Source organism: Flavobacterium paronense (genome assembly GCF_030409795.1).
GTDB classification, from domain to species: Bacteria; Bacteroidota; Bacteroidia; order Flavobacteriales; family Flavobacteriaceae; genus Flavobacterium; species Flavobacterium paronense.
The window spans coordinates 1-10,667 of the sequence record NZ_JAUFQN010000004.1 but is presented as its reverse complement, the minus strand read 5'-3'; the positions used below and the strand labels follow the sequence as shown (position 1 = coordinate 10,667).

Annotated in this window: 8 protein-coding genes and 3 pseudogenes; 5 read left to right on the top strand and 6 right to left on the bottom strand. The window is 33.8% G+C overall.

Going from position 1 to position 10,667, the window contains the following annotated elements; all coding sequences use genetic code 11:
* Positions 1–556: 556 nt before the first annotated feature.
* Positions 557–962 (bottom strand): annotated as a pseudogene (locus QWY90_RS00495) (class I SAM-dependent methyltransferase); the annotation flags it as partial.
* Positions 963–964: 2 nt separating this feature from the next.
* Between QWY90_RS00495 and QWY90_RS00490 the strand changes: the two are divergent.
* Both QWY90_RS00490 and lpxD read left to right on the top strand, forming a co-directional pair.
* A pseudogene (locus QWY90_RS00490) lies at positions 965–1,276 on the top strand (peptide chain release factor-like protein); the annotation flags it as partial.
* 83 nt (positions 1,277–1,359) lie between these two features.
* Positions 1,360–2,357, top strand: a pseudogene (gene lpxD, locus QWY90_RS00485) (UDP-3-O-(3-hydroxymyristoyl)glucosamine N-acyltransferase).
* A 145-nt stretch (positions 2,358–2,502) separates the two neighbouring features.
* Here lpxD and QWY90_RS00480 read toward each other — a convergent pair.
* The 4 genes from QWY90_RS00480 to QWY90_RS00465 form a co-directional block, all read right to left on the bottom strand.
* Complete coding sequence (locus QWY90_RS00480) at positions 2,503–3,270, bottom strand: dienelactone hydrolase family protein (RefSeq protein WP_290283892.1); 768 nt, start codon at positions 3,268–3,270, stop codon at positions 2,503–2,505.
* 110 nt (positions 3,271–3,380) lie between these two features.
* Positions 3,381–3,827, bottom strand: coding sequence for a hypothetical protein (locus QWY90_RS00475; protein ID WP_290283891.1), 447 nt, complete (start codon positions 3,825–3,827; stop codon positions 3,381–3,383).
* A gap of 241 nt (positions 3,828–4,068) precedes the next feature.
* On the bottom strand, positions 4,069–5,424 hold the full coding sequence (locus tag QWY90_RS00470) for an inorganic phosphate transporter (RefSeq protein WP_290283850.1): 1,356 nt from the start codon (positions 5,422–5,424) through the stop codon (positions 4,069–4,071).
* Between the two features lie 19 nt (positions 5,425–5,443).
* Positions 5,444–6,085 carry a DUF47 domain-containing protein gene (locus QWY90_RS00465; RefSeq protein WP_290283851.1) on the bottom strand — a complete coding sequence of 214 codons (642 nt, stop codon included), beginning with the start codon at positions 6,083–6,085 and terminating at the stop codon, positions 5,444–5,446.
* Positions 6,086–6,310: 225 nt separating this feature from the next.
* On the opposite strand from QWY90_RS00465, the gene QWY90_RS00460 reads away from it, so the two are divergent.
* The 3 genes from QWY90_RS00460 (at position 6,311) to QWY90_RS15755 (ending at position 9,568) form a co-directional block, all read left to right on the top strand.
* Positions 6,311–7,939, top strand: coding sequence for an acyl-CoA carboxylase subunit beta (locus QWY90_RS00460; protein ID WP_290283852.1), 1,629 nt, complete (start codon positions 6,311–6,313; stop codon positions 7,937–7,939).
* A gap of 61 nt (positions 7,940–8,000) precedes the next feature.
* Complete coding sequence (locus QWY90_RS00455) at positions 8,001–9,125, top strand: M1 family metallopeptidase (RefSeq protein WP_336622140.1); 1,125 nt, start codon at positions 8,001–8,003, stop codon at positions 9,123–9,125.
* Positions 9,062–9,568 (top strand): gluzincin family metallopeptidase, encoded by a 507-nt coding sequence (locus QWY90_RS15755; RefSeq protein WP_336622139.1) that lies wholly within the window; start codon positions 9,062–9,064, stop codon positions 9,566–9,568. Before QWY90_RS00455 ends, QWY90_RS15755 begins: the two co-directional genes overlap by 64 nt.
* 81 nt (positions 9,569–9,649) lie before the next feature.
* On the opposite strand, the gene QWY90_RS00450 is transcribed toward QWY90_RS15755, so the two are convergent.
* Positions 9,650–10,513, bottom strand: a complete 864-nt coding sequence (locus QWY90_RS00450) for an AMP-binding protein (protein ID WP_336622138.1) — start codon at positions 10,511–10,513, stop codon at positions 9,650–9,652.
* Between the last annotated feature and the right edge of the window lie 154 nt (positions 10,514–10,667).

Sequence of the window (10,667 nt, the reverse complement as noted above, 5' to 3'; positions counted from 1 at the left end):
CACAAAACCATATAGGTTTTCAAGTTCAACTTTTGCCCAATTGGATGCATCTTGTCGAAGTCTTCTATTGAATTATATTTTGGTGGATAACTTCAACCAGATTCGTTTACAATCCCGAATTTTTCATCGGATTTAACAATAAATATTTTTGACCGAATGAAAAGTAAAAAGTCACATTGAATAGGTAAATAATTTTTCATAATAATAGATTTTAGGGTTTTGTTTAATTACATGTCAAACATAATAATATTATCGATTAAAACACAAATAAAGTCGATGAAATACATGTTTTTGATAAAAAAGTAAGAAATACATATAAAATTACTTACACAACAATGTTTTTTTTAAGCAAGATTTAAGCAATTTTAACACTGACTCTTAACATAAATAATTAGATTTAATTTAATGATTTAACCTATTTTGGAAACACCCATAAACATAGAATTGGATAGATCTGCAGCACAATCAAACTATGTACAGCTGCAAAATGCTACTTACAGCGCAAAAAAATCATCTTACTACAGATGATTTTACGTTATACTTAGAAATCGGAATACTACTTAATTTTTTTCGCATAAACCATATAATATCGTGGGGTAAAAAACCTTAATAAGGGTCGGAAACCTACCTTTTTTACTGGATGAGTGAATTTTTGACGGGTCAATTATTTTCCAACCTGTTTTTTCTAAAAGCCAATCAACTGCCTCTTCAAATTCGTGATAGTGTCTATCCCATTTATCGGTCTTACTTCTGTAAGCTGAAGAAAACCATAATCGCAACGGAATTGAAATCAATAATTTGTTGCATTTTACATTTTCTAAAATAGTATATGGATTTAACAGGTGCTCAAATATTTCAAAACCAGTGAAGACATCATAGCTTTCATTTTGCAAAGCCTTCTGGTCGTTGTCTAAATCTTCTCCGGTAGTATTGATAACCGTATAGCCGTTTTCTTCCATGATTTACTGGAATTCAGATTCAATGTTCGGAAACGCGCTCCCAACAAGATAATCGACAACGTGCAATGCAAATGCTTAAGTCACAATTGTACGAAATTGAATTAAAAAAAACAACAAGCTCAACGTAAAGATATAGAAGCGGGTAAAATGAAAATAGAATGGGGTTCACAATCAGAAACTATGTGATGCAACCCTACAAACTAGTTAAGGATGTGCGCACTGGATTTGAAACAAGCGATGTTGATGGAGTTATGAATGGTAATATAGATAAGTTTTTGAAAGCCTATTTGATGATGATGGGACAGAAAGAAGAATAGAATTCGCATTATTTTAGTTAATATCATAGGATTTTCAAATTCATTTACCTTAATTTGAGAAATAATCAAAATACACCCTAAACATGAGTTCCTATTCAATTCAAGAAATTAATGACGTATTGCATGGCGAAATTGTAGGTGCAACATCTTGCCAAATAACAGCTCCTGAGCAATTAGAAGTTGCCTCAGCTACTGAAATTTCTTTTATTGGAAGCAAAAAATATGAAAAATTTTGGGAGAATTCTAAAGCATGCGTTGCTGTTGTTAATCAAGATATTTCTATTGAACCTGGAGAAAATCGTGCTTTTATAAAAGTAAAAAATGCTGATTTGGCTATGTCTCAGATTTTGGAACTCTTTGCTCCTCCTCCACCTGTATTTTCAGTTGACATTCATCCTTCGTCCGTAATTGATGATTCGGTTTCGATAGGAAACGGAGTTCGAATTGGTGCCGGAAGTTATATTGGACCAAATGTTACATTAGGAGAAAACGTAACTATTTATCCGAATGTTACTATTCTTGACGAATGTACTATTGGCAAAAATACCACTATTTGGTCTGGAACGGTAATTCGGGAACGCTGTCATATTGGAGCTTATTGTATTTTACATCCTAACTGTACTATTGGAGCTGATGGTTTTGGATTTAGACCCTGTCCGGAAAAAGGGTTGGTGAAAATTCCACAAATCGGCAATGTTATTATTGGAAATGGTGTTGAGATTGGAGCCAACTCTTGTGTTGATAGAGGAAAATTCAGTTCAACTATTCTTGGTGATGGTTGTAAAATTGATAATCTGGTTCAAATTGGACACAATTCTAAACTTGGAAGATTCTGTATTATGGCAGGAAATTCAGGTTTGGCTGGTTCGGTTACTTTAGGAAATGGCGTTATGATTGGCGGAAGCGCTTCAATAAAGGACCATTTAACTATAGGAGATGGTGCTATTGTTGGTGCAGGTTCAGGCGTAGCAGCCGATGTCGAAGCGGAAAAGTTGTTTTAGGATATCCTGCTGTTGATGCCCGTGACGCTTTGAAACAATGGGCCATTTTAAAGCGATTGGTAAGAGACTCAAATAAATAATTATAAATTTTGAATTATAAATTATAAATGAATTCAAAATTTATAATTTATAATTCAAAATAACATCCTATATTTGCATCGAGGATTCCGAAAGGAAGTTACACCTCACCGCACTAGTCGATCGCTCCAGATCGACTTTTGTATTTTATAACACTTCCTTTAAAAAATTCAGCATCGCTTCCCAAGAACGTTTTTCTGCCTTTTCGTTATAAGCCGCACCTTTTGAATTATCATTTCCTGCATTTTTATCAGTAAAGGAATGAACAGCATTGGCATAATAAACCATTTGCCAATCGGCTTTTGCAGTTCGCATTTCATTTTGGAATTTTTCAATCTCTTCTTTTGATTCATATGGGTCATCAGCTCCGTGAAGCACTAAAACTTTTGATGCTATAGGATTAATTGTTCTGGCTTCATCACGACCTAAACCTCCATGAAAAGAAACGATTCCTTTTACTTTCATATTTACTCTTGCGGCTTCAACTGCTCCGGTTCCTCCAAAGCAATAACCCATAATTACTATATCATCCGGATTAGCACCTTGTTTAACCAATTGGTCTAATGCTAACTGAATTCGGGTTTGGTATTCTTTGATATTTTTCTTGAAATAACCTGCTTTTGCACCAGCTTCATTATAGTTTGTTGGACGTTGATCAGCGCCATAAATATCAGCTACAAATATGGTATAACCTGATTCAGCCAATCTATTTGCGCTATCTTTCGCATGATCATCAATTCCCATCCAAGCCGGAAGAATTAGTATTCCCGGATTATTTTTTAATGCTTTGGAAGGTTTGACACTAATGCCACTTAATAGTTGACTTCCATCTTTATATTCAACCGCTTTAGATTGTGAAAAAACAGTAAAAGTGCTCAGTAAAATAACTGTCAGCATAAGAAATTTAGTTTTCATAAGAAATAAGTTTTTAGCTGATAAATTTAAGGAAACAGAAACGAAAAAATTGTTAATTGTGTCCTAAAAAAAAACCGACAGTATGACTATCGGTTTTATAATTCAGAAAATTATTTTTTCTTTTTAGATTTAGATTTTTTCTTTTGGCTTTGCCTTTTTGGCTTTCTCTTTTGCTTTAGCTTTTTTCTTTTTTTCTTTGTCTTTGGCTTTCTGCTTCTCTTTCTTTGCTTTTTCTTTTTTCTTAGCTTTTTCCTTTTTTCTTTTTCTTTAACCTTAGCTTTTTTTGCTTTTTCTTTGTTGGAATCTTTCATAGTTTCTACTTTTTCTTCATTGGAAGTAGTAGGTTCTACTAATATTACTTCCGGTTTAACTTCCTTTTTTACTATTGGCGATACAGCTCTTGATCTAGTTCGTGTTGGTGTTGAACTAGCTGTAGCTTTTACAGCAGTTATTCTGGTGCGAGTTGTTTTTACTTCAGGTTTGGTTTCAATTGTTGGCTGAACTTCTGTCTCTGAATTTGACACTTCTTCGTTTGTTGTTAATTCATTGTTTATCATAGTAATAATTGTATTTTTATATTTAATGTTAATTTAATGTAAATTTTACGTTAACAAAAATAGTGTTTAAACCAATTCGCCAATGTTAAGTTTTCGTTTCAACGAAAACCTTAACATTGAAAACTTGTTAAGTACTGTCATTAGAGAGAATCAAAAAGTAAATAAAAATTTTATAACCTTTTTAAAATAAAAAACTCCTAAAGAAAAATCTTTAGGAGTTGAAAACTTTAAAAAATATTTTTTATATAAATGTTCTTAATAAATAATATACCAAAGCTGCTAAAACACCTGAAACTGGTATGGTTAACACCCAAGCCCAAAGAAGTTTTACAGTAACACCCCAACGAACTGCAGAAACCCTTTTAGTTACTCCTACTCCAATTATGGAACCAGTTATTGTATGTGTTGTTGATACTGGAATTTTAAAATGTTCTGTAATGAATAAGGTTAACGCTCCAGCTGATTCGGCAACAACACCCTCAAAGGCGGTTACTTTTGTAATTTTTGAACCCATTGTTTTTACAATTTTCCATCCACCACTCAAGGTTCCCAAAGCAATAACGGTATAACAAGTTAACGGAATCCAAGAAGGCATAACACCATCAATTTTTACTCCATCTTTTTCAGAGGGTAATACTACATTTAAATCTAACCAACCCATTGACATATTAGCATTTGGATGGGTATTTAAATAAACAGCTACAGCAGCAGCTATGATTCCCATAACTTTTTGAGAATCATTCCCACCGTGTCCTAAACTGAAAGAAGCAGAAGAGAGCAACTGCATTCTTTTTAATACTTTTTCTGCTTTTGAAGTTGAAAAGCTACTGAATACTAAATTGAATATGGCAACACTGAAAAAGATAATAGCTACCAATGACCATTTTATATTAGATGGTTCAGAAATCACACTCCAAAGATGGCTCTCAAATCTTGGTTTCTTAATGTCATTATAACCAACTAATACTGTTGACAAAAACCAAAATACTAATAACATTAACACTAGGGTTAATATTTTTGGGTAAATACTTTTGCGTGACGAATACATCAACCAAAGTGAAATAAAATAGGAAATCAACATTCCTAATAAAGGAGCTAAAACTATAAAAGCAATTATGACCGAAACTCCCGATGGTAATCCTCCATCTTCTCCTGGTTTATACCAATTTACAATATTGTACCAATGCTTTGTGACTTCTGCACCATCTTGAATTGCAGTATAATCGGAAAAACCATGAAGAGAAATAGCATGTGCAATAGCTGCTCCGGCAAAACCCCCAATTAAAGTGTGGGATGATGATGAAGGAATTCCTTTCCACCAAGTGATTAAATTCCATATAATAGCAGCAATAACTCCAGCTAATATAACCGTCAAATTAATACTATCGGTTTTGGCGGTTTTAGCAACTGTATCTGCAACACCAAAACCAAAAACCCAATACGCTAAAAAATTAAAAAAAGCTGCCCAAAGCACAGCCTGAAATGGTGTTAGTACTTTAGTAGCTACAATAGTTGCTATAGAATTCGCAGCATCATGAAATCCGTTGATATAATCAAATAAAAGTGCAAGAACTATAATTACAATTAGTAATGTCATGATTTCCTAATTGATTTTATTATGAGTGCTTAACTGAAATTTGTTCCATAACATTTGAAACGCTTTTACATTTATCAGAAGCCATTTCCAAAGCAGAAAGCACTTCTTTGTATTTAATAACGTTTTTAGCATCGACTTCATTTTCAAAAATGTCTGCAACTGCTTTATCAAATACTGAATCTGCTTTACTTTCTAATTTATTGATTTTTTTGCAGGTTTCTTTTATTGCTTTATGATTCATAGCTTTCAATTCTTTGATACCGAGACCAATTAATTGACAAGCTTCTAAATTAATCTCCGTTAATTTACGAATTGATTTTGTTATTTTTTCTACTTGATACAAGCGCATTCTACTGGCAGCACCATGCATGTTGTCGGCAACATTATCAATGGCTTTTATTAACGAATGAATATCTTCTCTATCAAAAGGTGTGATAAAATTTCGACTTAATTCTAAATGTGTTTTATGCGTAATCTCTTCTATTTCAGCTTCAAGTTCTTCAATTTTTCTAAAATATTCTTCTCTCTCTGCTTTGGGTGCGTTTACTGCTTCATGAAGTGTTTCTGCCAATAAAATTAAACCTGCTGAAGCTTGTTCAAATAACGGGAAGAACTTTTTATCCTTTGGAACTAAAAACTGGAAAATATTGTTAAGAGTCATTGTTTTTATGTTTACTTTGGTACAAATGTATTTTTCTAATGTTAAGTGAATATTAACTAATCAAAAATATGCTTTTTTTTTATTGAATTACAATTTCAAATCTTCAGAAATTATCTTATTGAAAACGTTTTCGTATTTTAGCACATTTGATATTAAGAGGAGAATGTCCTGTGGACATTCGGAAATACCTATTAATGCTGAACACAGTGATATAAAATAAAACCCATGGACATTAACTTCAATAAAAACGAAGATCATAATAAACTTTTAATAACCGATTTAAAGCAACGTTTTACCAAAGTTAAAGTTGGTGGTGGTGAAAAACGTATCGAAAAACTGCACACCGAAGGTAAGATGACTGCCCGTGAACGAATCGATTATTTGCTTGACGCGAAAGCAAAAAGCATAGAAATTGGCGCTTTTGTTGGTGACGGAATGTATGCTGAACATGGCGGATGTCCTTCTGGTGGCGTTGTGGTAAAAATGGGTTACATCAAAGGAAAACAATGTATTGTTGTTGCCAATGATGCGACTGTAAAAGCCGGAGCATGGTTTCCGATTACAGCAAAAAAGAATCTGCGCGCGCAGGAAATTGCGATGGAAAACCGTTTACCTATAATTTATTTAGTTGATTCTGCCGGAGTTTATTTACCAATGCAGGATGAAATTTTTCCTGATAAAGAACATTTTGGTAGAATTTTTAGAAACAATGCCATAATGTCCAGCATGGGAATTACACAAATTGCAGCCGTTATGGGAAGTTGTGTGGCTGGTGGTGCTTATCTCCCGATTATGAGTGATGAAGCAATGATAGTTGATAAAACTGGAAGTATTTTCTTGGCTGGAAGTTATTTGGTAAAAGCTGCCATCGGTGAAAACATTGATAATGAAACATTAGGCGGAGCCACAACACACTGCGAAATCTCGGGTGTTACTGATTATAAAGCTAAAGACGATAAAGACGCTTTGGACAGAATTAAAAGTATCGTTGGGAAAATCGGTGATTATGATAAAGCCGGTTTCAACAGAGAAGCTTCTCAAAAACCAATGCTGAAAGAGGAAGAAATCTACGGAATACTACCAAAATTACGCACCGAACAATACGATATGATGGAAATCATCAAACGCTTAGTTGATAATTCAGAAATGGATATGTATAAAGACGGTTATGGTCAATCCATTATCACTTGCTATGCAAGGATTGACGGTTGGGCAGTGGGAATTGTAGCAAATCAACGTACGGTTTCTAAAACCAAAAAAGGAGAAATCCAATTTGGTGGCGTTATTTATTCCGATTCTGCTGATAAAGCCACTCGTTTTATTGCCAATTGCAACCAAAAGAAAATTCCTTTAGTATTTGTGCAAGATGTTACCGGATTTATGGTTGGAAGCAAATCAGAACATGGCGGCATCATTAAAGACGGAGCCAAAATGGTGAATGCGGTTTCCAATTCGGTCGTCCCAAAATTTACTGTAATTGTCGGAAATTCTTATGGAGCAGGAAACTATGCCATGTGTGGAAAAGCGTATGACCCAAGATTAATATTCGCCTGGCCAAGTGCCGAACTTGCCGTTATGGGCGGAACGCAAGCTGCTAAAGTATTGGCACAAATAGAAGCTTCATCTTTAAAAGCCAAAGGCGAAACAGTAGACGAAAAAGTAGAACAGGAATTATTCGATAAAATCAAGGCGCGGTATGATGCGCAAGTTTCTCCTTATTATGCTGCAGCACGACTTTGGACTGATGCTATTATTGATCCTTTAGAAACCCGCACTTGGATTTCAATGGGAATAGAAGCTGCTAATCACTCGCCTATTGAAAAGAAATTTAATTTAGGTGTGATTCAGGTTTAATAAATAGTAACAAAATTAAAATCAAACCAACTAATGCTTTAGATTTTCTATTCTTATTCTCATGAAAAAAATACTTGCCTTAAGTTTCATTATTATTAGTTTCCAAAACATCTTTTCTCAAGAAACAACGACACGAAAAGACTCACTTCAAGGCGGATTACGACCGGAACGAACTTGCTTTGATGTGTTGCGCTATGATTTAAATATCAAAGTAAATCCTGATGAAAAATCAGTTGTTGGCTATAATGACATTAGCTTTAAAGTAGTTGACAACACTTCAAAAATTCAATTGGATTTATTTGATAATATGCAAGTAGATTCTATTGTTTTCAATTCGGAAAAATTGAATTACAAGAGAGAATTTAATGCCGTTTTTATCAATTTCCCCACATCCTTAAAAATTGGTACCAATGAAAAAATACGCTTTTATTATTCGGGTAAACCCATAATTGCAAAAAACGCGCCTTGGGATGGTGGATTTATTTTTACTAAAGATGGGCAAGGAAAGCCGTGGGTTGGTGTAGCATGCCAAGGTACAGGAGCCAGTTTATGGTATCCAGTAAAAGACTCGCAAAGCGATGAGCCCGATTTTGGCGCGACTATAAAAGTAGCTGTTCCGAATGGTTTGATGGAAGTTTCCAACGGAAGATTAATAGGCAGTGAAGATCTAAAAAATGGTTATACCCGTTGGGATTGGGAAGTTAAAAATCCAATAAATACTTATTCCATAAATGTCAGTGTTGGCGATTATGTGTCTATACATGAAAATTATAAAGGATTAGATTTAGATTACTACGTACTCCGCCAAAATGAAGTTGCAGCCAAAATACATTTTGAGGAAGTAAAACCTATGATGGATTGTTTTCAGAGTAAATTCGGACCCTATCCTTTTGCAAGTGACAGTTACAAATTAGTGGAAACGCCTTATTTAGGAATGGAACATCAAAGCGCCGTTGCCTATGGAAACAAATATGTAAATGGTTATTTAGGAACTGATAGATCTGGAACCGGAATTGGGTTACTTTTTGACTACATTATAATTCACGAAAGTGGACACGAATGGTTTGGTAATAATATAACATCCAAAGATTCTGCCGATATGTGGATACATGAAGGATTTACTTGTTACACCGAAAATGTTTTGTTGAATGTCAATTTGGTTACGAAAAAGGGCAACAATACGTAAACGGTTGCAAAAGAAATATTGATAATGTAAGTCCAATTATTGGCCCGTATGGGGTGAATAAAGAAGGCTCGGGTGATATGTATGAAAAAGGTGCTTTGCTTTTAAATACTTTGAGGCATGTTGTCAATGATGACGATAAATGGTGGAAACTGTTCTTAAAATATTCTGAAACATTTCACAACAAAATTATTGATACAGAAGCTGTTATTAGCTTTTTCAATACCGAAACAGGAATGAATTTAACACCTATTTTTAATCAATATCTCAGACATGCATCAATTCCTAAACTTGAATTGAGAAAATCTAAAGCAAACTTGGGCTTCGTTGGAAAACAGATGAACCTAAATTCAATATGCCAATTGATCTTAAAGTTAATGGTAAAAAATACCGATTTTATCCAACAACTACTTGGGTTACTACAAAATATAAAATCAATAAGTTAGAAGAAGTTGAAGTCTTGACCAATGATTTTTATATAGATGTTAACTAATTCATCACTAACTTTATTGGGAATGTACTTTTTATTAATTCAGCGTTTCTTTTCTCAAGATTTTCCCAGTTACACTATCTTTAAACTTAGGAACAAAAATAATTTCTTTGGGCTTTTCGTATTTGTCTAAAGTTTCATAAATTGAATTGTCCAGTTCGCATTTTTCTCCCTCAATAACTAAAACTACTTTTTCTCCTAATTCATTATCAGGTTTTGATGCAATAAAGAAGCGTTGACTAATTTTGCTTATCAATTTCTTCTCTATTTGCTCTGGAATTAATTTTATTCCACCACTATTGATAACATTATCAAATCTGCCGAGAAATATAAATTGATTTTCATTGACCAATTCAACAATATCATTTGTGATAATAACTTCAGGAGAAATTGTTGGTGCATGAATAACCAAACAATTTCTTTCATCAAACGAAACAGTAACATTAGGCAAAACCGTAAATGCTTTTTCTCCTAATTTTCTGGCTGCAATATGAGTAATGGTTTCGGTCATACCATAAGTTTCATAAACTATGGTAGGTAACTTTAGTAACTGCTTCTCCAGAATTTTATTAACAGCTGCGCCTCCAATAATCAACTTTTTAACTCTCTTTAATTGGGGTATTGAATTTTGTGCTTGCAAAGGCACCATCGCAACAAAATCATAATCAATTTCGTTGTTAGCTAATGGATTTGAACTTGGAGCCACAAACTCTAAATCAAGTCCTAAAATCATAGCACGAACTAGCATCATTTTTCCCGCAACATATTTTACAGGTAAACATTGTAATGCTTTATTGCCAGGTTGCAATTCAAAAAAATCACCTGTAGCCAATGCTGAATCAACCATGGCTTGTTTGCTAACTGAAATAGTTTTTGGTGCTCCGGTTGTCCGAGTTTCCATTTGAATATAACTTTTTTTCATCAAACCATCCAAAGAAAATTACCAACTGGTTTTTCAAAATCTTCTCCTTCTTTGATAAACTATAAGCTACGCGACACAAATCTTCCCTATCGAGGTGAAATCCATTAAGCTTAAATAAATTATGTACATTTTC

Bases quoted from the DNA above. Each gene is read 5' to 3' on its own strand.
- QWY90_RS00480 (WP_290283892.1), bottom strand. From the start codon at position 3,270: ATGAAAACTAAATTTCTTATGCTGACAGTTATTTTACTGAGCACTTTT.
- QWY90_RS00475 (WP_290283891.1), bottom strand. From the start codon at position 3,827: ATGATAAACAATGAATTAACAACAAACGAAGAAGTGTCAAATTCAGAG.
- QWY90_RS00470 (WP_290283850.1), bottom strand. From the start codon at position 5,424: ATGACATTACTAATTGTAATTATAGTTCTTGCACTTTTATTTGATTAT.
- QWY90_RS00465 (WP_290283851.1), bottom strand. From the start codon at position 6,085: ATGACTCTTAACAATATTTTCCAGTTTTTAGTTCCAAAGGATAAAAAG.
- QWY90_RS00460 (WP_290283852.1), top strand. From the start codon at position 6,311: ATGGACATTAACTTCAATAAAAACGAAGATCATAATAAACTTTTAATA.
- QWY90_RS00455 (WP_336622140.1), top strand. From the start codon at position 8,001: ATGAAAAAAATACTTGCCTTAAGTTTCATTATTATTAGTTTCCAAAAC.
- QWY90_RS00450 (WP_336622138.1), bottom strand. From the start codon at position 10,513: ATGGAAACTCGGACAACCGGAGCACCAAAAACTATTTCAGTTAGCAAA.